General features: G+C 69.8%; 22 protein-coding genes, 2 pseudogenes and 1 riboswitch. Of the genes and pseudogenes, 8 read left to right on the forward strand and 16 right to left on the reverse strand.

Features of this window, described 5'->3' with window-relative positions:
- Nucleotides 1-286: 286 nt before the first annotated feature.
- A complete protein-coding gene (locus ACIRRY_RS24450) occupies nucleotides 287-1,294 on the forward strand; it encodes a LacI family DNA-binding transcriptional regulator (protein WP_403976336.1) in 1,008 nt (335 codons plus the stop codon).
- 32 nt (nucleotides 1,295-1,326) lie between these two features.
- On the opposite strand, the gene gndA is transcribed toward ACIRRY_RS24450, so the two are convergent.
- The 3 genes from gndA to ACIRRY_RS24465 all read right to left on the reverse strand — a co-directional run bounded on the left by gndA (nucleotide 1,327) and on the right by ACIRRY_RS24465 (nucleotide 4,158).
- Nucleotides 1,327-2,796: an NADP-dependent phosphogluconate dehydrogenase gene (gndA, locus tag ACIRRY_RS24455; protein WP_403976338.1), complete on the reverse strand. Its 1,470-nt coding sequence runs from the start codon at nucleotides 2,794-2,796 to the stop codon at nucleotides 1,327-1,329.
- A gap of 144 nt (nucleotides 2,797-2,940) precedes the next feature.
- The gene (locus tag ACIRRY_RS24460) at nucleotides 2,941-3,318 is read right to left on the reverse strand and encodes a hypothetical protein (protein ID WP_403976340.1); all 378 of its coding nucleotides are present in this window, start codon (nucleotides 3,316-3,318) and stop codon (nucleotides 2,941-2,943) included.
- A gap of 255 nt (nucleotides 3,319-3,573) precedes the next feature.
- Complete coding sequence (locus ACIRRY_RS24465) at nucleotides 3,574-4,158, reverse strand: GtrA family protein (protein ID WP_403976342.1); 585 nt, start codon at nucleotides 4,156-4,158, stop codon at nucleotides 3,574-3,576.
- Between the two features lie 167 nt (nucleotides 4,159-4,325).
- Between ACIRRY_RS24465 and ACIRRY_RS24470 the strand changes: the two genes are divergently transcribed.
- Complete coding sequence (locus tag ACIRRY_RS24470; RefSeq protein WP_403976344.1) at nucleotides 4,326-5,186, forward strand: endonuclease/exonuclease/phosphatase family protein; 861 nt, start codon at nucleotides 4,326-4,328, stop codon at nucleotides 5,184-5,186.
- A 1-nt stretch (nucleotide 5,187) separates the two neighbouring features.
- Here ACIRRY_RS24470 and ACIRRY_RS24475 read toward each other — a convergent pair whose 3' ends face one another.
- Both ACIRRY_RS24475 and ACIRRY_RS24480 read right to left on the reverse strand, forming a co-directional pair.
- Complete coding sequence (locus ACIRRY_RS24475; protein WP_403976346.1) at nucleotides 5,188-5,646, reverse strand: hypothetical protein; 459 nt, start codon at nucleotides 5,644-5,646, stop codon at nucleotides 5,188-5,190.
- A 202-nt stretch (nucleotides 5,647-5,848) separates the two neighbouring features.
- Entirely contained in the window at nucleotides 5,849-7,510 is a 1,662-nt protein-coding gene (locus ACIRRY_RS24480; RefSeq protein WP_403976348.1) for an NlpC/P60 family protein, read from the reverse strand.
- A gap of 8 nt (nucleotides 7,511-7,518) precedes the next feature.
- Nucleotides 7,519-7,691, reverse strand: a riboswitch (cyclic di-AMP (ydaO/yuaA leader).
- 346 nt (nucleotides 7,692-8,037) lie between these two features.
- Between ACIRRY_RS24480 and ACIRRY_RS24485 the strand changes: the two genes are divergently transcribed.
- Nucleotides 8,038-10,137 carry a DUF1996 domain-containing protein gene (locus tag ACIRRY_RS24485; protein WP_403976409.1) on the forward strand — a complete coding sequence of 700 codons (2,100 nt, stop codon included), beginning with the start codon at nucleotides 8,038-8,040 and terminating at the stop codon, nucleotides 10,135-10,137.
- A gap of 81 nt (nucleotides 10,138-10,218) precedes the next feature.
- Here the strand turns inward: ACIRRY_RS24485 and ACIRRY_RS24490 are convergent, their stop codons facing one another.
- The 4 genes from ACIRRY_RS24490 to ACIRRY_RS24505 all read right to left on the reverse strand — a co-directional run bounded on the left by ACIRRY_RS24490 (nucleotide 10,219) and on the right by ACIRRY_RS24505 (nucleotide 14,176).
- Nucleotides 10,219-11,673, reverse strand: coding sequence for a glyceraldehyde-3-phosphate dehydrogenase (locus ACIRRY_RS24490; RefSeq protein ID WP_403976350.1), 1,455 nt, complete (start codon nucleotides 11,671-11,673; stop codon nucleotides 10,219-10,221).
- Between the two features lie 171 nt (nucleotides 11,674-11,844).
- On the reverse strand, nucleotides 11,845-12,159 hold the full coding sequence (locus ACIRRY_RS24495; RefSeq protein ID WP_403976352.1) for an SCO5918 family protein: 315 nt from the start codon (nucleotides 12,157-12,159) through the stop codon (nucleotides 11,845-11,847).
- Between the two features lie 64 nt (nucleotides 12,160-12,223).
- Entirely contained in the window at nucleotides 12,224-13,792 is a 1,569-nt protein-coding gene (locus tag ACIRRY_RS24500) for a DEAD/DEAH box helicase (RefSeq protein WP_403976354.1), read from the reverse strand.
- Between the two features lie 180 nt (nucleotides 13,793-13,972).
- A complete protein-coding gene (locus ACIRRY_RS24505; RefSeq protein ID WP_019056860.1) occupies nucleotides 13,973-14,176 on the reverse strand; it encodes a cold-shock protein in 204 nt (67 codons plus the stop codon).
- A gap of 323 nt (nucleotides 14,177-14,499) precedes the next feature.
- Between ACIRRY_RS24505 and ACIRRY_RS24510 the strand changes: the two genes are divergently transcribed.
- Nucleotides 14,500-15,429 (forward strand): oxygenase MpaB family protein, encoded by a 930-nt coding sequence (locus ACIRRY_RS24510; RefSeq protein WP_403976356.1) that lies wholly within the window; start codon nucleotides 14,500-14,502, stop codon nucleotides 15,427-15,429.
- A 13-nt stretch (nucleotides 15,430-15,442) separates the two neighbouring features.
- On the opposite strand, the gene ACIRRY_RS24515 is transcribed toward ACIRRY_RS24510, so the two are convergent.
- Both ACIRRY_RS24515 and ACIRRY_RS24520 read right to left on the reverse strand, forming a co-directional pair.
- Nucleotides 15,443-15,811 (reverse strand): class II aldolase/adducin family protein, encoded by a 369-nt coding sequence (locus tag ACIRRY_RS24515; protein WP_403976358.1) that lies wholly within the window; start codon nucleotides 15,809-15,811, stop codon nucleotides 15,443-15,445.
- Between the two features lie 176 nt (nucleotides 15,812-15,987).
- Nucleotides 15,988-16,797: pseudogene (locus ACIRRY_RS24520) on the reverse strand (SDR family NAD(P)-dependent oxidoreductase); the annotation flags it as partial.
- A 138-nt stretch (nucleotides 16,798-16,935) separates the two neighbouring features.
- On the opposite strand from ACIRRY_RS24520, the pseudogene ACIRRY_RS24525 reads away from it, so the two are divergent.
- Nucleotides 16,936-17,214 (forward strand): annotated as a pseudogene (locus ACIRRY_RS24525) (nuclear transport factor 2 family protein); the annotation flags it as partial.
- 167 nt (nucleotides 17,215-17,381) lie between these two features.
- Here the strand turns inward: ACIRRY_RS24525 and ACIRRY_RS24530 are convergent.
- The 4 genes from ACIRRY_RS24530 to ACIRRY_RS24545 all read right to left on the reverse strand — a co-directional run bounded on the left by ACIRRY_RS24530 (nucleotide 17,382) and on the right by ACIRRY_RS24545 (nucleotide 20,792).
- Nucleotides 17,382-18,425, reverse strand: coding sequence for a glycoside hydrolase family 5 protein (locus ACIRRY_RS24530; protein ID WP_403976360.1), 1,044 nt, complete (start codon nucleotides 18,423-18,425; stop codon nucleotides 17,382-17,384).
- Nucleotides 18,426-18,759: 334 nt separating this feature from the next.
- Nucleotides 18,760-19,587, reverse strand: coding sequence for an SAM-dependent methyltransferase (locus ACIRRY_RS24535; protein ID WP_403976362.1), 828 nt, complete (start codon nucleotides 19,585-19,587; stop codon nucleotides 18,760-18,762).
- A gap of 84 nt (nucleotides 19,588-19,671) precedes the next feature.
- Nucleotides 19,672-19,923, reverse strand: a complete 252-nt coding sequence (locus ACIRRY_RS24540) for a DUF397 domain-containing protein (protein ID WP_403976364.1) — start codon at nucleotides 19,921-19,923, stop codon at nucleotides 19,672-19,674.
- Nucleotides 19,920-20,792 carry a helix-turn-helix domain-containing protein gene (locus ACIRRY_RS24545; protein WP_403976366.1) on the reverse strand — a complete coding sequence of 291 codons (873 nt, stop codon included), beginning with the start codon at nucleotides 20,790-20,792 and terminating at the stop codon, nucleotides 19,920-19,922. The genes ACIRRY_RS24540 and ACIRRY_RS24545 overlap by 4 nt, the downstream gene beginning before the upstream one ends.
- A 240-nt stretch (nucleotides 20,793-21,032) precedes the next feature.
- Here ACIRRY_RS24545 and ACIRRY_RS24550 point away from each other — a divergent pair, with 240 nt between their 5' ends.
- A complete protein-coding gene (locus tag ACIRRY_RS24550) occupies nucleotides 21,033-21,479 on the forward strand; it encodes an ATP-binding protein (RefSeq protein ID WP_403976368.1) in 447 nt (148 codons plus the stop codon).
- A 40-nt stretch (nucleotides 21,480-21,519) separates the two neighbouring features.
- Here the strand turns inward: ACIRRY_RS24550 and ACIRRY_RS24555 are convergent, their stop codons facing one another.
- The gene (locus ACIRRY_RS24555) at nucleotides 21,520-22,806 is read right to left on the reverse strand and encodes a PP2C family protein-serine/threonine phosphatase (RefSeq protein WP_403976370.1); all 1,287 of its coding nucleotides are present in this window, start codon (nucleotides 22,804-22,806) and stop codon (nucleotides 21,520-21,522) included.
- A 266-nt stretch (nucleotides 22,807-23,072) separates the two neighbouring features.
- Between ACIRRY_RS24555 and ACIRRY_RS24560 the strand changes: the two genes are divergently transcribed.
- The gene (locus ACIRRY_RS24560) at nucleotides 23,073-23,825 is read left to right on the forward strand and encodes an SAM-dependent methyltransferase (protein ID WP_403976372.1); all 753 of its coding nucleotides are present in this window, start codon (nucleotides 23,073-23,075) and stop codon (nucleotides 23,823-23,825) included.
- Nucleotides 23,826-23,986: 161 nt separating this feature from the next.
- Complete coding sequence (locus tag ACIRRY_RS24565; protein ID WP_403976374.1) at nucleotides 23,987-24,865, forward strand: SigB/SigF/SigG family RNA polymerase sigma factor; 879 nt, start codon at nucleotides 23,987-23,989, stop codon at nucleotides 24,863-24,865.
- The last annotated feature ends 225 nt before the right edge of the window (nucleotides 24,866-25,090 follow it).

A 25,090-nucleotide genomic window follows, 5' to 3' on the forward strand; every position in this document is an offset into this window, starting at 1 on the left:
TAGTTCCTCGCTCGTCCATCTCGGAACCGGCGTCACACGCCGTCGCGATGTTGCGTAAACAGCACGGTCCACAACGGCCCCGGCCTGTTATGTTTACGTAAACATCTGATGGCGGCATGTCTACACTGCCCCAATGTCGGTGGTCAAGGGTCGTTTGGTGAAACACGACCGAGGCGATCGGATCGATATGTGAGGGATACAGGTGGACACAGTGGACGGTGCCCCGGGCGGTACGGACAAGCCACGCAGACGCAAACGAACGTCCAGACGCGCTCCGAGCGCGTCCATGGCGGATGTCGCGCGCGTCGCCGGCGTGTCGTCGCAGACGGTCTCCCGGGTGTCGAACGGCTACGCGGGCGTCAACGAGGAGACCAGGCAGCAAGTCCTCGCCGCCATGAAGGAGTTGGGCTACCGGCCCAACAGCGCCGCCCGCGCGCTCAAACGCGGTGAGTTCCGCACCATCGGCGTGATCACCTTCAACCTCTCCACCACCGGCAACATGCGCACCCTGGAGGCGATCGCCACCTCCGCCGCGCACGAGGGCTACGCCGTGACGCTGCTGCCGGTCGCCGTGCCCACCCAGGACGAGGTGCGCGGAGCCTTCTCCCGGCTGGGCGAACTCGCCGTCGACGCCGTCATCGCCATCATGGAGGTCCACCTCCTGGACGCGGCGACCATCTCGCTGCCGCCCCATGTCCAGGTCGTCGTCGCCGACTCCGACGCGGGCGACCGCTACAGCGTGGTCGACACCGACCAGAACGGCGGGGCGCGGGCCGCCGTACGCCATCTCCTCGACCTCGGCCATCGCACGGTCTGGCACCTGGCCGGACCCCAGGAGTCCTTCGCGGCCCAGCGCCGCGCGGATGCCTGGAGCGCCGAACTCACCGACGCGGGACGGCCCGTGCCCCCCGTCGTACGCGGCGACTGGTCCGCGGAGTCCGGCTACCGCATAGGCCTGGAACTGGCCCAACAGGCCGAGTGTACGGCCGTGTTCGCGGCCAACGACCAGATGGCGCTGGGCCTGCTGCGGGCCCTGCACGAGCGCGGCCGGCGCATCCCCGAGGACGTCAGCGTGATCGGCTTCGACGACATCCCCGAGGCCGGCTCCTTCCTGCCGCCCCTGACCACCGTCCACCAGGACTTCGCCGAGGTCGGACGCCTGTGCGTGGAGGGTGTCCTACGGCGGATGCGGCAGCGCGGCGACGAGCACGGCACCACGCTCGTGCCCACGAAACTCGTCATACGCGACAGCACGGGCTCGCCCGCCGCACACGCGCCCGGCCCCCCTGCCTGAGCAGAGGGGCCGGGATGTCATGTCGGCACGGCTCAGGCCGTCGTCTCCGGGCGGCCGGGCCGCGACCAGTGCGTGTGGAAGGCGCCGGTGCGGTCCGTACGGCCGTAGGTGTGGGCGCCGAAGAAGTCGCGCTGGCCCTGGAGCAGGGCCGCCGGCAGCCGGTCGGCGCGCAGCGTGTCGTAGTGCGACAGCGCGGCGGAGAACGCCGGGACGGGAATGCCGCGGCGGGCCGCCGAGGCGACCACCTCGCGCCAGGGGACCTGCGCGTCGCCGATCTCCCGCGCGAACTCCTCCTCGCCGAGCAGGCTGACCAGACCCGGGTCGGCCGTGTACGCGGCCCGGATGCGGTCGAGGAAGGAGGCGCGGATGATGCAGCCGCCGCGCCAGATCCCGGCGACCGCGGCGAGGTCGATCGACCAGTCGAACTCGGTCGCCGCGTCCTGGATCATCTTCCAGCCCTGGTCGTAGGCGATGACCTTCGAGGCGTACAGCGCCTGCTCCACCTGGGCGGTGAACCGGTCGGCCTCGGTGCGGCTCAGCGGGGGAGTGGTGCCGCCGGGCAGTCCGCGGTAGGCGGCACGCAGGTCGCCCTGGCTTGAGGAGGCACGGGCGAAGGTGGCCTGCGCGATCGCGGTGACCGGCGAACCCAGCTCCAGCGCGGTCTGCACGGTCCAGCGGCCGGTGCCCTTCTGCCCGGCCGCGTCGGTGACGATGTCGACGAAGGCCTTGCCGGTCTCGGCGTCGGTGTGGGCGAGGACCTCGGCGGTGATCTCGATCAGGTAGGAGCCGAGCCGGCCTTCGTTCCAGCGGCGGAAGACGTCCGCGATCTCGGCGGGGGAGTAGCCGCCGACCTGGCGCAGCAGGTCGTACGCCTCGGCGATGAGCTGCATGTCGGCGTACTCGATGCCGTTGTGCACCATCTTGACGAAGTGCCCGGCGCCGTCGGTCCCGATGTGCGTGGAGCAGGGCTCCCCGTCGACCTTCGCGCTGACGGACTCGAACATCGGGCCCAGCACGGCGTACGACTCCGCCGAACCGCCGGGCATGATCGACGGCCCGTTCAGCGCGCCCTCCTCGCCGCCGGAGACCCCGGCGCCGACGAAGTGCAGGCCCTTCTTGCGCAGGGCGGCCTCGCGGCGGCGGGTGTCGGCGAAGTGCGCGTTGCCGCCGTCGATGATCATGTCGCCGGGCTCCATCAGCGCGGCGAACTCGTCGATCACGGCGTCGGTGGCCGGACCGGCCTGCACCATGATCATCAGGCGGCGGGGCCGTTCGAGCGCGGCCACGAACTCCTCCGCCGTCTCGGCCGGGACGAAGGCGCCCTCGTCGCCGTACTCCTTCATCAACTCGTGGGTGCGGTGCGGCGATCGGTTGTGGACGGCGACCGTGTAGCCGTTGCGGGCGAAGTTGCGGGCCAGATTGCGGCCCATCACACCCAGGCCGGTGACGCCGATCTGCGCGGTGGCGTCGGCGGTGGGGCTGTTCGGTGCGGATGCGTTCATGGGGTGCCTGTTCTCCGAGTCGGTGACGTGGCTGGTCGGCGCTGGGCGCCCATGTCCGCAGGTACGTGTGTGATCACGAAATGACTCGAAGTACGGGCGCCCGATTCGCAATTCGTTCCGGTGCCGCGTCGTGGGACCGCGGTCTCAGCAGCCCGTGCCGGTCGGGGTGACCTCCACGCGCGCGTGCTCGTCCATACCGCGTGCCGCGTCGTAGGCGGCGCGCGTGACCTGATACCAGACGTCGTCCCTGGCGGTGTCGCCACCGACGTCGTCGAGGCTCACGCACCACCGTTCCTTGCGGACGATCCTGGTGTACGTCTCGGTTCCACTGTGCACCTTCGCGCACTTCCGGTACTGCTTCGTGGTGTACCAGGTGCGGGTCTTCTTCTTGCTGCCCGATCCCGAACTGGACGTGTGCCGGACCTGCTTGGTGGCGGGCGCGCACTTCGTGACGGTGTGCGGCCGAGTGGCCTTCACCGTCTGCTTGGCGAGGTGACGGACGGAGTCGCGGAGTCCGGTCACGGTGTCGGGGGTCGGCTGAGCCTTCTGCGTGGTGCTCGTGCTGCTCTGACCGGAGCCGGAGGCGGATCGCGTGCCGGCGTTGTCCCCGCCCCCGCTCCCGCCGCCGCATGCGCTGAGCGCTCCGATCAGAACTGCTGCCAGTCCGCTTGTTATCAGTCGCTTTCCGAACATGCCCCCGCCGCCTCCGATGTCGAAACGGTCAGCGTAGCCGGTCATCGGCGGAGGCCGGCGGGAGTCGGGCACGTACGCCCGCCGCTACAAGGCGCCTGCGGGAGCAAGATCGCGGCGCCGGAGTTCCCACGCCCTGTGCGCCGCCGTGGACGTCCTCGCGGGGCGCGGGGCGTTCGTCCGCACCGGAACCGGCACCGGCGAGAACACCGTCCCGCTCGCGCTCTTCTGCTCCGGCACGGTCGCCCGGTCGCGTCCGGTGGCGAAGACGTACAGGCGCAGCAGCAGGAAGCGGGCGAGACCGGCGAGCCCCGAAGCACCGAGGTAGACGAACTGCTCGGTCAGCATCCCGGGCGACGACTGCACCAGGTGCAGAACGAGCATCGCGGCGCAGGTCACCACGTAGGCCGCCGCTGCCGAGCCCGCCGACTGCCAGTGCTGGCGCCATCCGGCGGACCGGCCCGACCCGAAGGTGAAGCGGGCGTGCAGTTCCGTGCACAGGAGGGTGGAGACGACGGTGATCAGCGCGTTCGCCAGCGCCCAGGGCACCTGCTCGGCCAGCAGGGCCACGGCGCCGCTGGAGAGGAGCCCGACACCGCCGCCCAGCGCCACGAACCGGGCGAAGGAGGCGAGCGGACCGGGGGCGGCCGGGGTCCGGGGCGCGTCGTCCATGGCGGTCTCCATCCGCTCCGTACGCTGCGCCCCTGTGATGCGGCCGCGTAAGTTTGCTTGACTTACTCAACTATAGCGTATTGCTTGAGTTACGCAAGTACATTTTCGGAGTGGGGGAGCCCGCGAAGCCCCTCCCACAGGCGGACTCCGTACAATGCGCGCTGATCATGGGTGACTTACTGGTGAGATGCGCGACGTTCAACGTGCTGCACGGTCGGGAGATCCAGCCGGACGGCCGCCCGAAGCCCGCTGCCCCCGGCGATCCCTCGGCGCCCCTCGCCGAGGCCGTCGCGTCCCTGGACGCCGATGTGGTGGCGCTCCAGGAGATCGACTGTCTCCAGGAGCGGTCGGGCGGTGTCGATCAGGCCGCGGTCGCCGCCGGTGCGATGGGCGCCCGCGACTGGCGCTACGCGACGGCGCTGCACTGCCGTTCCGTACCGGGCCGGGGCTGGGTCCTCGACCCGGCCGAACCCGGGATGCGCGTCTACGGCCCCGGTGCCGGGCGGCCCGAAGTCCCTTCGCACGGGCTGGCGTTGCTGTCCAGGCTCCCGGTCCACGAGTGGCGGGCGCTACGGCTCCCGGCGGCGCCCTTCGGCATGCCGTTGCGGGTCGCCGGGCGGGCCGCACCGGTGCTGGCCCGGGATCAGGCCCGGGCCGCCCTGGCCGCCGTACTGGAAGGTCCGCGGGGCCCGTTCACCGTCGTCGCCGTGCATCTCTCGTTCGTGCCGGGCTGGAACATCGGCCAACTCCGCACCGTGCGCCGCTGGATCGCCGATCTGCCCCAACCCCGGGTGCTGATGGGCGACTTCAACCTCTTCGGCGCCCTTCCCCGGCTCACCCTGAACGCCACCGCGCCGCGCGGCTGGCGGAGTTCGGCCCGAGGGGCGACTTTCCCGTCGCACCGGCCGCTCGTCCAGCTCGACCACATCATGACGTCGGGGCTCGGCGAGGGTGCCGTGGGGACGGTGGGCGCGCCGCGGACGGAGATCTCCGATCACCGGCCGCTGGTGGTGGAACTGTCGCTCTGACTCAGTTCCACAGGGGGTAGGTCACGGTGTGCTGGAACTTGTCCGGTCGCGCGCCGGTGTACGTCAGGGTGATCTCGCCGTACTGCCGCACCTGCGGATGCCGCTTCCAGGTCTGCGTGGAGTCGAGCCGGACGGTCACCGGGAACGAGTGGAACTTGCCCACCGCGCAATAGGGTTTGCAGTCGTTCACCACGTTGACGCCCGTGGCCGTCGCGGAGTTGGCGTTCCACTCCGTCCAACGCAGCGATGTGAGGCGGCTGTTGCCGTCGCCGCACGCGAGCATGAAGTCGGTGGGGCGCACCTCGGGATGCCACAGACAGTCGACCAGCACGGGGTCCTGGAGCTGCCGGTGGGCGGTCGTCGGCGCGGTGGCCGGGGCCGCCGACGAAGTCGCGACGGCCGGCCCGAGCAGGGCGGCGGCACAGAGCGTGACGACGCCCACCATGGTGTGTTTGTACATGTCCGCTCCCGGCCGCCTGTTCGTCCTCGTCGCCCCGCACCCGCACCGGCGGTGGCCCGCCTGCCGGGGCGCGGTCGTCGTGTCTCTCCCGACGCTACGACCGTGCCCCAGGATGCACCACTCGTACGGGTCGACGACGCGGTTGGCCGGGAGTGTCCCGAGGTGTGCGGTCGGGGCCGGGAAATGCCCGGCCCCGACCGGATCAGGCGGGCCGTACGGCGCCCCTGATGGCGGCGGCACCCGCGTAGAAGATCGACTCCTCGCGTATCGGCGTGCCCGGGCTCGGCGCGTGGATCATCAGGCCGTTGCCGGTGTAGAGGCCGACGTGGTCGATGCTGTCGTAGAAGAAGATCAGATCGCCGGCGCGGATGTCCGTGAGCGGGACGAGCGTGCCCGCACCGGACTGTTCCTGGGCGGTGCGGGGGAGGAGGACTCCCGCGGCCTTCCAGGCGGCCTGGGTGAGGCTGGAGCAGTCGTAGGCGTCCGGTCCCGCGGCGCCCCACAGGCACGGCTTGCCGATCTGCGTACGGGCGAAGGCGAGCGCGGTGGCGGTCTTGCTGGTGCCGGCGTCCGGTGCGGCCGTGGTGGTCATCGGGCTCATGGCCGGGGCCGTGGGGAGGATGATCTCCGGTGCCATGGCCGGAACGACGGGCGGCGCGAGCTGGGGGGCGACGGCCGGGGCCGCTGCGAAGGAGACCTCGGGGGCCGGTGCGGGCGGCTGCCACTCCTGTTGCGGCGGGCGCCAGTCCGGTTCCGGCGTGGTATACCAGGCGGTCTGGCCGGCGGGCTGCTGGGGCACCATCGGAATCTGTCCGGTGGACCAGGTCTGCTGCTCGGTGACGGCGGGGAACTGGCCCGTGGACCAGGCCGGTTGCTCGGTCACCGCGGGGAACTGCCCGGTCGGCCAAGCCGGTTGCTCGGCCGCCACCGGGAACTGACCGGTGGACCAGGCTGGTTGCTCGGCCGCCACCGGGAACTGACCGGTGGACCAAGCCGGTTGCTCGGCCACCACGGGTATCTGCCCGGTCGACCACATCTGCTGCTCGGTCGCCATGGGGACCTGTCCGGTGGACCAGGTGGCCTCCGGGGTGGGCCAGGCCGTCTCCGGGGGCGGCCAAGTGGCGCCCGCCGGGGCGGAGTCGGTGCGCGGTGCGGCGATGTAGGGGAGCAGGTCCAGACTCGCGGTGAGCGGGTCGAAGACCGGCGCCGGGGCGGCCACGGGGGCGAACTGCTGTGGCGCCACGACGGGCGTGGGCGGCACCTCGATGGCCGGCACGGGCGGCAGGTCGAGAACGGTCGCCTGAGGCATCTGAGGCATCTGGACCTGAGCCAGCTGCGGCTGCTGCGGTGCCTGCGGTACGGCGGGAGGCAGCGCGGCGATCGGCCCTGCCGTCAACTCCGCCACAGGGGACGTGAGTTGCGGCGCGGCGAGCTCCGGTGCGGCTGTGGTCCCCGCGGTCAGTTCGGCCACGGCGCGGCCGGGCTGCGCTTCGAGTGCGCGGCCGGCGCCCTCGGCCTCGGGGCGTCGCTCGGACCGCTCGGGCCGGGACGCCGCCGGGCGGGCGGGAGTCCTGCCGGGCGGCAGGATCGCCGGTACGGTCGGGCCCACCTGAGCGCGGGCGCGGTCGAACAACTGCCGGGTGACGGCATCGATCGCGGGGTCGGAGGGACGCGGCGCACTGGGGCGGGACTCGACGCGCTTGCGCGGTTTCCCGGACATCGCACGCGTGGCGTTGTAGTTCCCGGTGGCCGTCTCGGCCCTGTCGTAAAGGGAGTTGATCCGCCGCTGGACTTCGTCACGGCTGGGTCGGTCTTCCACGGTGGGGCCACTGCCTCCGGTGCGCGTACCTCGTTCTGCCGGCATGGCAGACGTGCTCCTTCCGTATCGCGCCTACCGAGTTAGCTGTCGGGTTCGGGCGGCGATCACGGAAGGTTTGCCCTACGGCCCTTGTCCGGAAGGACAGTTGGGCCGATTCACCCCAAGTCGGTTGGGTCCCCGGCTCCGGTTGCCGCAAGCGACACACCGGACTCGGCGCAAGCCGCGCGGCCCGGCGCTGATCGCCGGAGTAGGTCGTACGGCCTGAGCGCCAACTTAGCCAACGTGTGTGCCTCGTGTGAAGGTTGAAGCGCGATATGTCCGATACGTTTTTGTGACCTTTACCTCCCTCAGGCACTTCACCTGGTGCGTCGAGGGTTCATGGGCCCGCCGGGTCGGATGATCCATATGAGGTCGCTATGAATTTTCGGGACGGTTGAACACATCGCGGTCCGGTTCCGTATTAGGTCGGGGGATTTCCATGCCGGGACGATCCGGGCCGACCGATACGTGTAGGAGCAACTTCCTTGGCACGCAACACGCGCAGACGCCCCACGGGCGCACGACGCGCGACGATGGCAGCAGTCGCCCTGATGCTGGGCGGCGGAGGACTGGTGGCGGCGAACGTCTACGCGTCGGCGTCCGAAGGCGGTTGGGGCGATGACTCGGTCCAGCAGGGCACTCCGGACGCGGCGTCGGACGGCGCGACGATCGACTGCCCGGACGTGGGCACCCAGTTGACGACGGTCCCCGACGAGGCCAAGACCGAGGTCGACAACCAACTCGCGCTTCTGGACCAGCAGATAACCGAGGCCTACCAGAAACTGAAGGACTCGACGGAGTCCATACGCCAGGACGCCTCCTTCGCCGACAACGCGATCATGAATCCGTTGAAGGAGAAGCGGGCCGCGACCCTCGGGCGGATCGGCGACGCCATCGCACGGGTCGGCGACCGCCCGGAGGGACTCGACGCGCTCGCCGGCTGCACGCTGATCGCCCCCACGAACGGTGACCAGAACGGCAGCGGCGACGACCAGGGCAGTGACGACCAGGGCGGCCAGGACCAAGGCGGCCAGGATCAGCAGGGCGACGGCCAGGGCCAGCAGCAGGGGAACCAGCAGTCCACCAACGGGCCCGTCGCCTCGGACTACGCGGACATCACCTCCGTACAGCCCAACGTGAACGCTCCGCAGGAACAGGCCAATGCCTCCCGCGGCACGTTCGTCACCGCCTGCGGGGTGAACGAGAACGGCCTGTTCAACTCCGACAACGTGATCGTCGCCCCCGGCGTCACCAACGGCGCCCACCACTTCCACGACTACATCGGCAACCAGTCCAACAACGCCTTCGCCAGCGACCAGGACTTGGCGAACGCCGACACGAGCTGTGAGAACCCGGGCGACAAGTCCACCTACTACTGGCCCGTGTTGCGCCTGCAGAACGGCAAGCAGGAGCAGGACGCCGACAAGCCCGGCGGTGGCACCGAGGGCAACTCCGGTCAGATCGTGACCGCGAAGGCGGCCACGCTGACCTTCGTCGGCAACCCGCAGAGCAAGGTCGTCGCGATGCCGCGCCTGCTACGCATCATCACCGGCGACGCCAAGGCCTTCGTGAACGGCCCCGCCAACGCCAACGCCTCCTGGAGCTGCACCGGGTTCGAGGATCGCCAGCTCAAGGACAAGTACCCGCTGTGCCCGGCGGGCAGTGACGTGGTGCGCACCTTCAAGTTCCAGAGCTGCTGGGACGGCCGCAACATCGACAGCGCCAACCACCGCACCCACGTGGCCTTCGAGGCCGCCGACGGCACCTGCCCGGCAGGCTTCGAGGCCATCCCGCAACTGGTGCAGCGGATCGTCTACGACGTCGACGCGCCGAGCCTCCAGGACGGCGGGAAGACGACCCCGCTGTTCGCGGTGGACTCCTTCCCCGAGCAGCAGCACAAGCCCGTCACGGACCACGGCGACTTCATCAACGTCTTCGACGAGGGCCTGATGAAGGACATGGTCAACTGCATCAACAACGGCGAGAAGTGCGGCGCCGGCACGGACAACGACCCGGGTTCGGGTGACGGTTCGGGCAACGGCGGCGGTTCGGGTGGCGGTTCTGGCGGCGGCCAGGGTGCGGGTGGCGGCTCGGGTGAGCCGACGGCGTCCCCGACGGCGACCGACACCGCTACGGCGGCGCCCACCGACACCGCGTCCGACGAGCCCGGCGGGAACGCCGGCAACGGCGGCGACGAGGGGAATGGCGGCAACGGAGGGAACGGCGGCAACGGGGGCAACTCCGGTGACCAGCCCTCCGCGGATCCCGCGACGAGCGCGCCGGACACCGGGGCCGACGACCCCGAGCCCACCGACACCCAGACCACCGACCCCGGTGATCTGACGACCGCCGTGTCGGTCCCCAAGGCCGACACGAAGACCGAAGGGTCCAAGTCGTCGGAGACGCAGGGGAGTTCGAACGACAACGCGGGCGGCCAGGTCGGCACCCCCGCGGCGACGCCGCCCGACTCGTCCTCGGGCGGGGAGAGTTACGCGGCCGTAGGCCCGAACCAGCCGCAGGCTCAGGGCGGACTGGCGGAGACCGGCGCGAATCTGTGGCCCGCCGTGGCCGGCGCGCTGCTGCTCGTCGCCGGGTTCGTGGTGCTGTACCGAGGCAAGCGCAGTACTCGCTGACACGCCGCACGTCGGTGACAACGACGGCCCGGCCGCCCGCAGTTGGGGGCGGCCGGGCCGTCGTGCGTTCGACGCGCCGGGTCAGACCGCCGGTGCGGGATACGTCGGGTACTCGACCCCGGAGACGTGCTGGACGACCCGGACGACCTGGCAGGAGTAGCCGAACTCGTTGTCGTACCAGAGGTAGAGGATCGCGTTGTCGCCGTCGACCTTGGTGGCGCCCGCGTCGATGATCGAGGCGTGCCGTGAGCCCATGAAGTCGCTCGACACGGCGTCGGGAGCGGTGGTGAAGTCGATCTGCCGTTTCAGCGGGGACGTCAGCGAGACCTCGCGGAGGTGGTCGAGGACCTCGGCGCGGGTGGTCTCGCGGCCGAGCCGCAGGCTGAGGATGGCGATCGACACGTCCGGCACCGGGACGCGGATCGAGCTGCCGGTGATCGGCGCCTTGAGGTCGGGCAGGGCCTTGGCGACGGCGGAGGCGGCACCGGTCTCGGTGATCACCATGTTCAGCGGCGCGGAACGGCCGCGGCGGTCGGCCTTGTGGTAATTGTCCAGCAGGTTCTGGTCGTTGGTGAACGAGTGGACGGTCTCCACATGGCCGCGCAGCACACCGTACTCGTCGGCCATCGCCTTCAGCGGCGGCACGATCGCGTTGGTGGTGCAGGACGCGCAGGACAGGATCTGCTCGTCCGGCTTGATGGTGTCGTGGTTGACGCCGTGCACGATGTTGGGGACGTCGCCCTTGCCGGGCGCGGTCAGTACGACCTTGTCGATCCCGGGCCGCAGATGCTGCGAAAGGCCTTCCCGGTCACGCCACTTGCCCGTGTTGTCGATGAGGATGGCGTCCTTGATGCCGTACGCCGTGTAGTCGACCTCGGAGGGGTCGCCCGCGTGGATCACCTTGATCTCGTTGCCGTTGGCGACGATCGTGTTGCTCGTCTCGTCGACGGTGATCGTGCCCTGGAAGGGGCCGTGGATCGAGTCGCGGCGCAGCAGCGAGGCGCGCTTCACGAGATCCTCGACGGCCCGCCCGCCGCCCTTGCGCACGACGACGGCGCGCAGCCGCAGACCGTTGCCCGAGCCGGCCTTCTCGATGAGCAGGCGGGCGACCAGGCGGCCGATGCGGCCGAAGCCGTAGAGGACGACGTCGCGTCCCTCGCGGCATTCGATCTTGTTCGCGCCCGTGGCGCCGGCGACCGCCTCGGCGGTGAACTCCTCGACGGACAGGCCGCGTTCGTCGCTCCGGTGGGTCGCGGCGAGCATGCCGATGTCGATCTGGGAGGGGCCCAGGTCGAGCGTGGTGAGCGTCCGCAGGTAGGGGAGGGTCTCGGTGACGGAGAGTTCCTCGCCGTCGATCTGGCGGGCGAACCGGTGGGTCTTGAGGATGCTGACCACCGACTTGTTGACCAGTGAGCGGCTGTGCAGCAGGACCGTGACGTCCCGCTCGCGGTGCAGCTTCCCGATCATCGGGATCATCGACTCCGCGATCTCCTCGCGGGTCTTCCAGTTGGTGAACGAGTCCTCGTTGACAGGCACAGGTTTCTCTTTCGAGCTAGACGGCGCTCATATGCTAACCCGCTGTTCATCTGCTCGTTCAGCAGGGGTGCCGCCCGGCCCGCGGCCCGCCTGCGGGAACGCCGGGAGGGCCCTGCCGACGCGCGTCGGCAGGGCCCTCCCGGGCTGTACTGGTGTCGCTCCTACAGGTCCTTACACGTCCTGGACCGCGCCGCTGCCCAGCAGCGCCGACGCGTTCTCGAACGGCGTGAGCTCGTGCACGGGCGCCGCCTCGGGCAGGCCGTGGCAGGTGAAGCCGAGCCGGGTCATGGCCCGGACGACCTCGCCGCTGTTGAAGTCACGGGGGTCCTGCCGGGTGATGACCTGCCCCACCTGCTTGACGGGGTAGCGGCGCCGCCCGATGGTCACGGACTCACCCGTGATCAGCTCGGGCTTGATGCCCTTCATCGTCTCCAGGACTCCCATCTTGGTGAGGTCGAAGGGATACCGGGCGATGACACAGCGCATGTTGCCTCACAGAGAGAAGGAGGATCGGGGGCCGAACGGGCGCCCGAAGGCGCCGAGTTGGTCCTCAGGCCGCAGGACCGAAGGACGACCGTCGCTGCCCCCGGCTGCTGCTACCGCTGCCACTGCCGCCGCGTCGCGCCGCACCACCGGCGGACGACCGGCCGCCCTCGCCGGCCGGACGGCCACGACGGCCCCGGGACGACGAGGAGGACGGGCTGCGTCGGGTGCGCTCACGCTCCACGACCGGGGCCTGGATGACGACCGGGACGCCGGACGGGGCCTGGGCGCCCGTGATCCGGGTCAGCTCCTCCTCGCCCGACCGCACCGAGGTGACCTCGGCGGTGACACCGGCCGCGGTCATCAGCCGGGTGAAGTCACGGCGCTGGTCGGGGGTGACCAGGGTCACGACACTGCCGGACTCGCCCGCACGGGCCGTACGGCCGCCGCGGTGCAGATAGTCCTTGGGGTCGGTGGGCGGGTCGACGTTGACGACCAGGTCGAGGTTGTCGACGTGGATGCCGCGCGCCGCGACGTTGGTCGCCACCAGCGCCGTCACATGCCCGTCCTTGAACTGGGCGAGCGTGCGGGTGCGCTGCGGCTGGGACTTGCCGCCGTGCAGACCGGCCGCGCGGACGCCGCTGTTGAGCAGGTGCTTCACCAGCCGGTCCACCGCGTGCTTGGTGTCCAGGAACATGATGACCCGGCCGTCGCGCGCCGCGATCTCGGTGGTCGCCCGCTGCTTGTCCGTGCCGTGCACGTGCAGGACGTGGTGCTCCATCGTCGTGACCGCGCCCGCGGAGGGGTCGACGGAGTGGACGACGGGGTCGGTCAGGTAGCGGCGGACCAGCAGGTCCACGTTGCGGTCCAGGGTGGCCGAGAACAGCATCCGCTGGCCGCCCGTCTGCACCTGGTCGAGCAGCGCGGTGACCTGGGGCATGAACCCCATGTCGGCCATCTGGTCGGCCTCGTCGAGGACGGTGATGGACACGCTGTCCAGCCGGCAGTCGCCGCGCTCGATGAGGTCCTTGAGCCGTCCAGGCGTCGCGACCACGACCTCCGCACCGCCACGCAGCGCCCCGGCCTGGCGGCCGATCGACATACCGCCGACGACGGTGGTCATCCGCACGCTGACGGCACGGGCGTAGGGGGTGAGCGCGTCGGTGACCTGCTGGGCCAGCTCGCGGGTGGGGACGAGGACGAGGGCGAGCGGCTGACGCGGCTCGGCGCGACGGCCCGCCGTACGGGCCAGCATCGCGAGGCCGAAGGCGAGGGTCTTGCCGGAGCCGGTGCGGCCGCGGCCGAGCACGTCACGGCCGGCGAGGGAGTTGGGGAGCGTCGTCGCCTGGATCGGGAACGGGACGGTGACGCCCTCGTGGCCGAGCGCGGCCAACAGCTTTGCCGGCATGTCGAGTTCGGCGAACGACTCCACGGCGGGAAGGCCGGGGGTCACCGTCTTCGGCAGCGCGAACTCGCCCTGCAGCGCGGCCGGTCGGCCACCGCCGCCCTTGGAGCGGCGCGGAGCGCTGGAGCGGTTGCCGGACGGGGCCGCCGAGCGGTAGCCGCCGCTCTTCGCGGATTCCGGATTTCCATTACGCTTTCGCGAGAAACGGTCATTCGTACGTGCGCGGTTCAAAATGTGGAACCTTCCTTGATATGGCACGTATCAAGGAATTCCCGCGGTGAATGAACGGCGCAGAGAATCGCAAGAACGAGCCGGTGGCTTCGGCGGAATATCGCCGGAAGCATGGAAAATGCAGCGAGCTGGGGCCCGCACCCCAAGGTGCGGGCCCCAGCTGCGAAGTAAACGTCGTCGTTACGCAGGAACGATGTTCTCGGCCGTCGGGCCCTTCTGGCCCTGCGCGATGTCGAAGGTCACCTTCTGACCCTCCTGCAGCTCGCGGAAGCCCTGGGCGGCGATGTTCGAGTAGTGGGCGAAGACGTCAGCGCCGCCACCGTCCTGCTCGATGAAGCCGAAACCCTTTTCCGCGTTGAACCACTTCACGGTGCCACTGGCCATTTTGTTCTCCTTCGGGGCGGTCAGCGGAGCCCGCAGTGTGCGGACTCCGTGTCGCCGTGATGATCACCCCGCCGGAAAGAAACCGGACACACAAAAAAATGCTCCACCGCCCCCTGGGGGTCGGTGTGGGCATCTGAAGGGTTTGGCAACCACAACTGCAACTGAGATCAATAGTAGCACGGCGCGATCGGCCGTGTGCGGACGTTAATTTCATTTCTCATGTCGCCGACGTAGATATTGGGTTTCGCGTCGGCGGGCGCGAGACGGATGCCTCGCCCCGCTCCGGGTAAGAAGGAGTACACCCCGGCAGTCAGGAGCGGCCCGTGACCACACCCGCCGATGCGTCGACGCCCGAGCCGCTCGGGCCGTCGTCATTGGTCTGGCGGTACTTCAGCGACTGGCGGGGCATGCTGATCAGCCTGTGGGCCGGGTCGATGCAGAACATGCATCCCGCCCTCGGCGCCGGAGTCGAGGAACACTCCCACTTCTTCGAGGAACGCTGGGAACGGCTGCTGCGCTCGCTCTACCCGATCGCCGGAGTGATCTACGACGGCCCGGACGCGGCCCGTACCGCCCACACTGTGCGCGACTACCACGTCGACATCAAGGGCACCGACCGCCAGGGCCGGCGCTACCACGCCCTGGCCCCGGACACCTTCTTCTGGGCGCATGCGACCTTCGTCATGGTCCCGGTGCTGATGTGCGAGTACTTCGGGAAACCGCTGACGGCGGAGGAGAAGGAGCGGTTCTATGCCGAGTGCCTTCAGTGGTACCGGCTGTACGGGGTGAGCGACCGGCCCGCTCCCGCCAACTGGGCAGGATTCACCGCGTACTTCGAGCGGATGTGCGCCGACGTCCTGGAGGAAAACCGGGCGGCACGCGCCGTCCTGGACATCCGCCGCATAGGCAGGCCGCCTCAGCTGAGGTGGCTGCCCGAGGTGATCTGGCGGGTGATCCGGGGTCCGCTGACCCGGCCCTTCGTCTGGCTCACGGTCGGGATGTATCCGCCCGTGGTGCGCGCCAAGTTGGGCTACCGCTGGTCGCGCCGGAGCGCGGTCGGGCTGTGGCTGGTAGGACATGCCGTCGCACTCGGCTGGCACCTGGTGCCGTTCGAAAGGCGCTACCACCCGCGGGCCCGGGCCGGCTGGCGGCGGGAGCGCGGTCTCGTCGTAGGACCGGTCGAGACACCGCGGCGGAACCTGCCTCCGGAGGAGCGTCGGGGTGACGGAAAGCACTACGTGCCGGATCTGTAGTCCCCGCGGGGGCTCAGCCCAGGACGTCGGGTTCCTCCTCCACCACCAGGTCGGCCAGGAGATTGAAGTTGTGCCGCGCCATGTTGGCGTTGCCGAACTGCCGGTGCGCCAGGGTGACTTCCTCCTCGGTCATGATGCGCGGCTTGCCGGCGGCGTCGGCGAGGAGTTGCATCTGGCACGCGCGGTCCATGGTGATGAACCACCAGGCGGCCTTTTCGACGGACCGTCCGACCGTGAGCAGGCCGTGGTGACGGAGGATGGCGGCCCGTCGGTCGCCGAGCCGGGCGGCGATCAGCTCGCCTTCGGTGCGTTCCAGCACCAGGCCGCGTTCCACGACCGCCTGCGGGAATCGGTGGACGACCGGCGTTTTCCCGGCCTTCACTCGGTGCTGGATGACTATCTCTCGATCGACTACAGCGAGCGCTTCGACTTCGGGATCGAACAGATCCTGCAATCCGCCCCGACCACCAAACCGCGGCCGCACGCCGGGAATTGACGGTGCGTCGGGGCGCCGTAGCACTCGCCGCACTCGGATCGAGGGCGGACCGCCGCGTCCTTGGATCCGTACGCGACGGCGGACACCTCGTCCCACTCCCGCCACTCGTCGAGCCGCGCCCGGTACTCCTTGGTGATCAGCTCCAGCGGGCCCTGGCCGAAGAAGATCCGCAGCGGCGGTTGTTCCGCGTCGACCACGGTGAGGATCGCCGCCCGTGTCGCGGTCGGGTCGCCGCGCTTGGCCGAGATCCCCGTCATGGCCGCGCGGAAGTCGTCGTAGGCCGGAAGGCGTTCGGCCTGTACCGCGGAGGGCCCCGCCCAGCCGGTGTCGTACCCGGTCGGCTCGACCAGGGTGACGTGGATGCCGAAGCCCTTCACCTCGGCGGCGAGGCTCGCGCTGAAGCCTTCCAGGGCGAACTTGGACGCGTGGTGGAGGCCGAGTCCCGGCACTGAGGTGACGCCACCGATCGACGACACCTGGATGATGTGGCCGGACCCGCGGGCGCGCAGGTGGGGGAGTACCGCCTCGGTGACCCACAGTGCGCCGAACAGGTTGACGTCGATCTGCTCGCGGGCCTGTCGCTCGGTCGCTTCCTCGGTCATCCCGAACAGGCCGTAGCCCGCGTTGTTGATGACGACGTCAAGGCCACCGAACCTCTCAACCGCCTTTTGTACGGCCGCGAATGAGGACGCGCGGTCGGCGACGTCGAGCCGGAGCGGCAGGACCGCGTCGCCGTATTTCCCGACCAGGTCGTCGAAGGTGGCCGCGGATTAGCTGGTCGCGGCGACCCGGTCGCCACGTTCGAGCGCGGCTTCCGCCCACTCCCGGCCGAATCCCTTCGAGGCACCTGTGATGAACCACGTCTTCGCCATGTCAACTCGCGATGAACCCCTTGTGCGGTGACCAAGGGGTGCGCACGGTCTTGGTCGGCGACCAAGATGATACGGGATGGGAAAGGACCGTTCACGGCCATGAATGCGACTGTGCGTTATCGGGATTTCTTCCACGGTATGTACACGTGGCTATCCGGTCTGTGTGATGCCGGGAATCACGGCACCCTCGACGACATTCACCGATTCTGGGCGGACGACGCGCGCATCGTCACCGGCGGTCAGGTCAGGGCGTCCGGGATCGAGGAGTTGCGGAAGCACTTCGGGATCTATCCCGAGCAATACGCGGAGGTGGAGATCCGGGAGTCGTTCTACACGTATCTGGAGTCGGGGGAGGACGTCGTCATCGAGTACGACATCCTGATCCGCGGACGACACCATGACGGTGGAGTGGACGGAAGGCAGGAACTCCGGGTGATAGCCGTCTTCTCCCTCACCGACGGCAGGATCTCGGAAATGCGTCAGGTCACAGGCGTGAGGGCGGGAGACGCCCGACCCGAAGTCCATGCCCGACGTGCCCTGATCCGTGCCCCGTTGGACGGTGGGCACGGATCAGGGCATCGGGTTCAGGACTTCACGGGCTTGCCGCGGCCCCAGGCCCAGGCCAGGCGGTCGGCGCCGGACTGGTTGGTGGTGACCAGCCAGGGGCGGGCCGCGTCGCCGATGAGCTTCTGGATCGAGTACGTGTCGTCGGTACGCAGACCCGGCCAGTACACGGACCCCATCCCGAGCTTGCGGAAGGTGTCGGTGTCGGCCTGGATGAAGTTGACCGAATTGTCGGCGGGAGTCGGCACGTTGTAGTTCAGACCCGTGGTCATCGGGGCCCCGAACTCGTCGGCCACGGTGCGGTTCGCGCAGTCGCCGAGACGTACCTTGAGGTCGCTCACCCACTGGTCGTAGGTGGCGTAGTCCTTCCAGAAGCCGTAGTGGTGGAGGGAGAGGTAGGTGCCCTTCAGGCGCGGGTCGGCGCAGACCGTGGTGACGTGGTCGTTGTAGCCGGCGCCGCTGACGAAGACCCGGTTGCGCGGCACCGAGGGGTAGGTGTCCAGCCACTTGGCGGCGAGGTCGGCCCACTCGGCGTCGGTGTAGCCGTGCGGCTCGTTCATCGGCTCGAAGTAGACCCGCTCGTTGTGCCGGTACGCCTTCACCACGGTGTTCCACATCGGCCAGTACGTGGCGGGGTCGTCGATGAAGCCGTCCTTGTTGGCGCCCGTCCCCTCCCAGTAGGAGACGATCACCTTGAAGCCCTGTGCCGTCGCCGCGTCGATGACACCGCGGTACGACCTCCAGTAACTGCCGTTCACCGTGTACGGGTTGATGGGCAGCCGCACCGTGTTGGCGCCGAGGTTGACGCGGAACGCCGCGATGACGCGGGTCGCCTTGGCGTACGTCTGGGCGTAGGTGTCGGTGAGCGACAGGCCGGACAGCACGACCGGGTCGTCGGCGTAATTGTCGCGCGGGTCGGCCCAGTTGACGCCCTTGAACTGGGACGTGTTCGTGCTCGGCGCGGCGGAGGCGGGGCTGCCGGCCAGCGTGGTGCCGGTGACCGCGGCGATCGCGACGGCCACGAAGGTGGCCCGCAGACGGGCTCTGGCGGGGTTGGTGCGCATCGACTTGCCCTTTCAGGAATGGCGGCTCGGCGCATGGCGAGGCCTGCGCGCGGCTGAGCGGCCGTCGGAACAGATGCCGGGCGGGACGGAAGACGTCGGCTCGTCGTCCCAAAACCCGGTGGGCTCGGTGGAGTTGGGGGAGTGCGGGCGTGGTGAGCGCTGCTCACCGGTGGCCTCCTCTCCTCCCTCCGTCACCGGCCGCGCGGAATGTTTGCGTAAACACGCTGCTCCATCCGGATGTTTACGCAAACATGGCGGCGCCGGAATCGTGGCATCCGGCACCGCCGTCGTCAAGGTTTCCCGCACGTAACGTCGTTGGTCTCTCACGACGGGTCTACGGCTTGATGCCCACCCCGGTCCACAGGCTGACCTCGGCGTCCGTGGGCGGCTGGGCCGTGGTCGTGTCCTCGGCGGCGGCGTCGGGGCGCCAGCGGTGGCCGACCGCGATGCCGGGGTCGAGCAGTTCGAGCCCGGAGAAGAAGCGGGACACGTCCTTCTGGGAACGGAACTGCACCGGTGTCCCGGCGTTGGTGTAGATCGAGGTCACCTTCTCCCAGGTGCCCGGATCGAAGTCGGGGGTGCAGTGGCTGATGGCCAGGGCGCTGCCCGAGGGGAGAACCGACAGCAGACGGTCCACGATCCCGTACGGGTCCTGGGAGTCGGTCACGAAGTGCAGCAGCGCGTTGAGGGACAGCGCGATCGGCTGGTCGAAGTCGAGTATCCCGGCCACTTCGGGCGAGTTGAGGAGGGCCTCGGGGTCGTTCACGTCCGCCTGGACGTAGGCGGTGCGGCCCTGCCGGGTGCTGCGCATCAGGCGCTCGGCGTACTTGAGGACCAGGGGGTCGTTGTCGGCGTAGACCACCCGGGCCTCGGGCACCACGGACTGCGCGACCTGGTGCAGGTTCGGCTCGGTGGGGATGCCCGTGCCGATGTCGAGCCACTGCCGGATGCCGTGCTCCCGCGCCAGGACACGAGTGGCCCGGTGCATGAACGCGCGGTTCTCACGGGCGCAGACGAAGATCGCGGGGTAGGCCGCCGCCACCGTCTCCGCGGCCTGCTTGTCGACGTCGAAGTGGTCCTTGCCGCCCAGGTAGTAGTCGTACATGCGGGCGGAGTGCGGCCTGCTGGTGTCGATCTCCCGCGCGGCGTGGGCGTTGGTCATGCTCTCCCTCTCAAGTGGTGTACGTCGGCGTCTCGGGCAGGTCGCAGCCGGGCCGGCTCCGGTTCCCCACGCCCGTGGTCCGGTTCAGCCGGCCATCAGATGGTCGGCCAGGCCCCGCTTGACCCCGTCGACGAACGCGGCCATCTCCTGGGGCGTGTAGATCAGCGCGGGTCCGGCGGGATCGGTCGACTGGCGCAACGCGATCCGCCCGTCGGCCAGTTGCTTCGTCTCCACGCACTGACCCCCGTTGGGACCGCTCCAGGGGCACTCCCAGCCCTGCTCGCCGAGGTTCGACGCGGGCATCCCGTTGTAGACCTTGTCGTCGGTGGTGGTCATGAGTACTCCTTGCGCATGCGGTTCAAGAGCGCCTTGCTGTCCGCGGAGGAGGTCAGCAGCGACATCCTGTTGTGCGCTTCCAGATGGGCCACGACATCGGATCGCTGGTCCAGATACATGGAGGCGGAGAGGATCTCGCTGTAGACGACGTCGGGCAGCTCCGGTTCGCTGAACCGGAAGTAGGTGAAGGGTGCGCACGCCCCGACGTGGGCACCCGCCGAGAACGGGACGATGTCGACACTGACGTGGTCCAGTTCCGAAACCTCGAGGAGCCGGTCTATCTGGTCCCGCATGACCGCGGGACCGCTTACCACCCGGTGGAGCACGGCTTCTTCCAGCACCGCCCACAGCGTGGGCGAGTCCGGCCTCTCCAGCAGACTCTGCCGGCGCAGACGTAGCTGCACCCGCCGTTCGAGGTCTTCGTCGTTGTCGTTCGGGAAGCCGCCGCTCAGCACGCCCCGCGCGTAGTCGTACGTCTGGAGGAGCCCCGTGACGTAGTGCGGCTCATAGGTGCGCAGGGTCCTGGCGCCAGTCTCCAGACTCACGTACGCGGTGAACCAGCCGGGCAGCACATCGCGGTAGGCGTGCCACCAGCCGGGCTCGTTGGCCCGGTCGGCGAGGGCGACGAACTCCTCTATCTCCTGGCGGTCGGCGCCGTAGGTCTCCAGTAGCTTCTCGACGTAGAGCGGTTTGAGGCCGACCTCGGCCTTCTCCAGCCGGCGGATGGTCAGGGAGGTCACCCGCAGGGCCTTGGCGGCGCTCTCCAGGGACACGCCCGCACCCTGTCGCCGGTCCTGCAGCCGTCGGCCGAGGATCATGCGGAGAACAGTGGGTGCACCGGCGCCGGTGCCCGAACGAGCCTCGCTCACGCCCAACCTCCTGAGGGACTGTCACCGGCCTTAGTCTGACAGCGACTTGCTGATGTCGCCAGACAGAAACCGTCGTTCTGAAATTATCAGGGAGTCGGTTGCAGCTTGAACTGAGCTATGGGCATAGTTACTTGTGTGAGCGATCTAGGCCTCTCGCCGGAACTCCCCAAGTCCGGCAGGCCGGTTGCTGACGCTGCGCGGCTCCCGCCTGCGCCCGCCCCCGATGGAAGGCGAACCACCGTGTCCCCCCACACGACTCCCTCCCCGCAGCTCTTAGACGTCGCGAGCCCTGACCTGGCGCACTGGCTGGAACTTCCGGCGCACCGCTCCGGCGTCCGGACCGCCCGGCACGTCATGGGTGCGCAACTGGACAGGTGGGGCCTCCCCGAGGAGGCGCGCGACGACGCGGTGCTGCTCATCTCCGAGTTGGCCACCAACGGGGTGTGTCACACGCCCAGCGCACGGCTCCTGTGCGGTGTCGGGCTCGTCACCGACCGTAGTCTGCGCATCGAGGTCCACGACCACGACTACACGGGCGGCGACCTCTCCCGCTGTGTGCCGTGCGTCGACGACGAGAGCGGGCGCGGACTGTTCATCGTGCAGGCGATCGCGGACACCTGGGGAGTCGACAGATCGGCGCTCACCGGCGGCAAGGCCGTGTGGGCCATACTGTCCACCGGCTGCTGAAGCCGGACACGTGGAGGGGGCGAGGACGCCCGCGGCCTGTTCAGGTGGTCGCGGGCGTCAACTCGGCCAGCAGCAGGGTGCGGTCGTCCGCCCCGGGCGTCGCGGACGGGGCACGCAGCAGCCGCGCGCACAGCGTGGGGAACCCTTCCGGACCGTCGGCCTCGGCGGGCTCGGCGGCGGCCGTGTCGAGGGCCCGGGCCAGACCGGCGATCTCCTGGTCTATGTCGGCGTGCCGCGACTCGACCAGCCCGTCGCTGTACAGCAGGAGCAGGGCCGGTTCGTCGATGGTCAGCACCGTGGCCTCATAGTTGCCCGTGCCGAGTCCCAGCGGCAGTCCCGCGCTGGCGAGCGTCACCGGCAGCGCCGGTCCGTCCGGACCGCGCAGCAGCGGCGGCGGATGGCCGGCGCCGACCAGGGTGCAGGTGTGCGCCCGGGCGTCCCACTCGGCGTAGATACAGGTCGCGAACGACGCGCCCGGAGTGTCGTAGGCCAACTCGTCGAGCCGGCGCATGAGTTCGGTCGGTTCCATGTCGAGCCGGGCCAGGGTGCGCACGGCCGTACGCAACTGGATCATGGCCACGGCGGACTCGGGGCCGTGGCCCATCGCGTCGCCGACGACCAGACCGACCCGGCCGCCGGGGCGGGGCAGGACGTCGAACCAGTCGCCGCCGATGATGTTGCCCTGGCCGGCCGGGAGATAGCCGTGGGCGATACGGCAGCCCGAGAACGCCTGGGCCGGGTCCGGGAGCAGGCTGTTGCGGATGGCCAGCGCGGTGCGCCGCTCACGTTCGTAGCGGCGCGCGTTGTCCAGGGCCACACCGGACCGGGCCGCCAGCGACTCCACGGCCACCGCCTCGCCGGGCAGGAACGGATCCCGCTCCGGACCGCGTGTGCAGGCGATGAACCCGACGGTGGCGCCGCGCAGTTGGAGCGGCACGACGAGGAACGACGCCGTGTGCAGCAGATCGTCTATGCGCTGCGCGTCCCCGCCCGCCGAGGCCAGCAGCCGGTCGGAGGTGTGCTGGTCCACCCCGTCGAGGACCTGCGAGTGCCCGGAGGCGAGGGCGCGCGCGTACGGGGTCTCGCGCGGGAAGACGACCACCTCGCCGACCGGCAGCACACCGTCCCAGCTCTCCGCGGCCTCCGCGCCCACCCGCACCGCCAGCCGACGCGCCTCGATCTGCGGGGGATCCACGGCGGGATACGCGTTCTCCTCCAGCACCCAGCGCTCCAGCAGATACACCGACGCCGCGTCGCAGAACCCGGGCGTCAGCGCGTGCACCACATGGCTGCCGGTCAGCCGCAGGTCGAGCTCCGAGCCGATCACGTCCGCCGCCGGGGCGAAGGCCTGCCTGCGGCGTGGGGGCCCGGCAGGAGGTGCGTCACCGTGGTGACTGCGCGGTTGGTTCCGCAGGGTCGTGCCTTTCCGGGTGGGGCACCGGCCGCGTGACGTGGGGGACAAGCGGTCTGCCGTGCTTTCGTCGGCAACTATATGATGACGTGTCAAAGATCTTCGGGCGAAGGGGAGTTGTGGTGCCGGACAGTGGTGGCCTGCCGCAGGGGATCGATCCGCACAAAGCGAGCGTCGCTCGAATGTACGACGCGATGCTGGGCGGTGAGCACAATTTCGCCATAGACCGCGAGGCATTGGCCGCTTTCACGGCGATCGATCCCCAGGTGCGCACCCTCGCTCGCGCCAACCGCGACTTCCTCGGCCGGGCCGTGCGCTTCCTGATCGCCTCCGGGGTACGGCAGTTCATCGACCTCGGCTCGGGCATCCCCACCCAGGGCAACGTCCACGAGGTCGCGCAGGAGGCCAGTCCCGGAGCCCGTGTGGTCTACGTGGACAACGACCCGGTGGCCGTCGCCCACAGCACCTCCCTCCTCGCCGACAACCCGGACGCGGACATCGTCGACGGCGACATCCGCAGACCGGCCGACGTCCTGTCCGCGCCGCAGCTACGGAAGTTGATCGACTTCGAGCAGCCCGTCGCCGTACTGATGATCACGATCCTGCACTTCGTCTCGCCCGCCGAGAACCCGGCCGGCATCGTCGCCGCCTTCCGCGACGAGCTGCCCGACGGCAGTTGGCTCGCCCTGAGCCACGCCACCAACGAGGACCGCCCGGACACCGCGGCGGCCGTGGGCAAGCTGTACAGCTCCAAGGCCACCTCGCCCGTCACCGCCCGTTCCCGCGACGAGATCCTCGGCCTGTTCGACGGCTTCGAGCTCGTCGCACCCGGTCTGACCTACGTCCCCCTGTGGCGCCCGGACCCGGCGGACGAGATCCCGGAGAACCCCTCCGAGTACTGGGTCTACGCGGGCGTCGGCCGCAAGGTCGCGTAGACCGCGGGTACTTCGGCGGGTCCTTCGTCTACGTAAAGGGTCCTTCGCTACGTAGAACGAGGTGCGCGCCCCGGATTTTTTGGAATCAGGGGGAGTGAGCCGCGAGAAGCGGGGCAGGGGCCCCATGACGGAAGTTCCTTCGGACGAATGGGGTGGGCGACATGGGAGCCGTGACGGCAGTGGAGGTACACGCCACGGCAGAGCAGCGGGTGACGGCCGGGGGGCCTCTTCCGCTGATCGCGGAGCCGTCGAAGGTGAGCCCGAGGGACGCGCGTGAGCTGTCGCGCCAGTTCTTCGACCGGCTGACCTCGCTGGAGGAGGGCACCCGCGAGTTCCAGTACGTGCGCAACACCCTGATCGAGATGAACCTCTCCCTCGTGCGCTACGCGGCCGCGCGCTTCCGCAGCCGCAGCAACAACGAGATGGAGGACATCGTCCAGGTCGGCACGATCGGACTCATCAAGGCGATCGACCGGTTCGAGCTCTCGCGGCAGGTGGAGTTCACGTCGTTCGCCGTCCCCTACATCGTCGGTGAGATCAAGCGCTTCTTCCGCGACACCAGTTGGGCCGTCCACGTGCCCCGGCGCTTGCAGGAGGCCCGGGTCGAGCTGGCCAAGGCGACCGAGGAACTGCGGTCCCGCCTCGGCCGTACGCCCACCACGCGGGAACTGTCCGAGCTGATGTGCCTGACCGAGGAAGAGGTCATCGAGGCGCGCAAGGCGTCCAACGGCTACACCTCCTCCTCGCTGGACGCGGCACTCAGCTCCGACGCGGGCGCCGAGGGCGAGACCGTGCTGGCCGATGTCATCGGCGCGGACGACCCGGGGCTCGAACTGGTCGACGACCTCAGCTCCTTGGCCCCCCTGATCGCCCAACTCGACGAGCGCGAGCGGAAGATCATCCACATGCGCTACGTCGAGGAGCGCACCCAGGCCGAGATCGGCGAGGAACTCGGCGTCTCCCAGATGCATGTGTCCCGGCTCATCAGCCGGATGCTCCGCCGTCTGCGCGCGGGACTGCTCGACCCCGCTGTCGCCTGACGGGCCCCTCCGGGCCAACAAACCGGGTTGTTGGGTGGCTTCACCCTCCCCGGATGTCCGTTCTGCGGCACTCTCGTACTGTGGCGGGGGGGGGGGCGGGGGGGGGGGGGGGGGGGGCGCGGGGGGGGGGGGGGGGGGGGGGGGGGGGGGGGGGGGGGGGGGGGGGTGGGTGGGGGGGGGGGGGGGGGGGGGGGGGGGGGGGGGGGGGGGGGGGGGGGGGGGGCG

This window comes from Streptomyces sp. NPDC101776 (assembly GCF_044766845.1).
In the GTDB taxonomy this organism is placed as follows: Bacteria; Actinomycetota; Actinomycetes; order Streptomycetales; family Streptomycetaceae; genus Streptomyces.

Coding starts and splice junctions, on each gene's coding strand:
- ACIRRY_RS24560 (WP_403976372.1), top strand. CDS start 23,073: ATGTACGACGCGATGCTGGGCGGTGAGCACAATTTCGCCATAGACCGC.
- gndA (WP_403976338.1), bottom strand. CDS start 2,796: ATGAACGCATCCGCACCGAACAGCCCCACCGCCGACGCCACCGCGCAG.
- ACIRRY_RS24485 (WP_403976409.1), top strand. CDS start 8,038: ATGGCAGCAGTCGCCCTGATGCTGGGCGGCGGAGGACTGGTGGCGGCG.
- ACIRRY_RS24565 (WP_403976374.1), top strand. CDS start 23,987: ATGGGAGCCGTGACGGCAGTGGAGGTACACGCCACGGCAGAGCAGCGG.
- ACIRRY_RS24540 (WP_403976364.1), bottom strand. CDS start 19,923: ATGACCACCACCGACGACAAGGTCTACAACGGGATGCCCGCGTCGAAC.
- ACIRRY_RS24465 (WP_403976342.1), bottom strand. CDS start 4,158: ATGGACGACGCGCCCCGGACCCCGGCCGCCCCCGGTCCGCTCGCCTCC.
- ACIRRY_RS24530 (WP_403976360.1), bottom strand. CDS start 18,425: ATGCGCACCAACCCCGCCAGAGCCCGTCTGCGGGCCACCTTCGTGGCC.
- ACIRRY_RS24475 (WP_403976346.1), bottom strand. CDS start 5,646: ATGTACAAACACACCATGGTGGGCGTCGTCACGCTCTGTGCCGCCGCC.
- ACIRRY_RS24450 (WP_403976336.1), top strand. CDS start 287: ATGGCGGATGTCGCGCGCGTCGCCGGCGTGTCGTCGCAGACGGTCTCC.
- ACIRRY_RS24495 (WP_403976352.1), bottom strand. CDS start 12,159: ATGCGCTGTGTCATCGCCCGGTATCCCTTCGACCTCACCAAGATGGGA.
- ACIRRY_RS24480 (WP_403976348.1), bottom strand. CDS start 7,510: ATGCCGGCAGAACGAGGTACGCGCACCGGAGGCAGTGGCCCCACCGTG.
- ACIRRY_RS24535 (WP_403976362.1), bottom strand. CDS start 19,587: ATGACCAACGCCCACGCCGCGCGGGAGATCGACACCAGCAGGCCGCAC.
- ACIRRY_RS24470 (WP_403976344.1), top strand. CDS start 4,326: ATGGGTGACTTACTGGTGAGATGCGCGACGTTCAACGTGCTGCACGGT.
- ACIRRY_RS24505 (WP_019056860.1), bottom strand. CDS start 14,176: ATGGCCAGTGGCACCGTGAAGTGGTTCAACGCGGAAAAGGGTTTCGGC.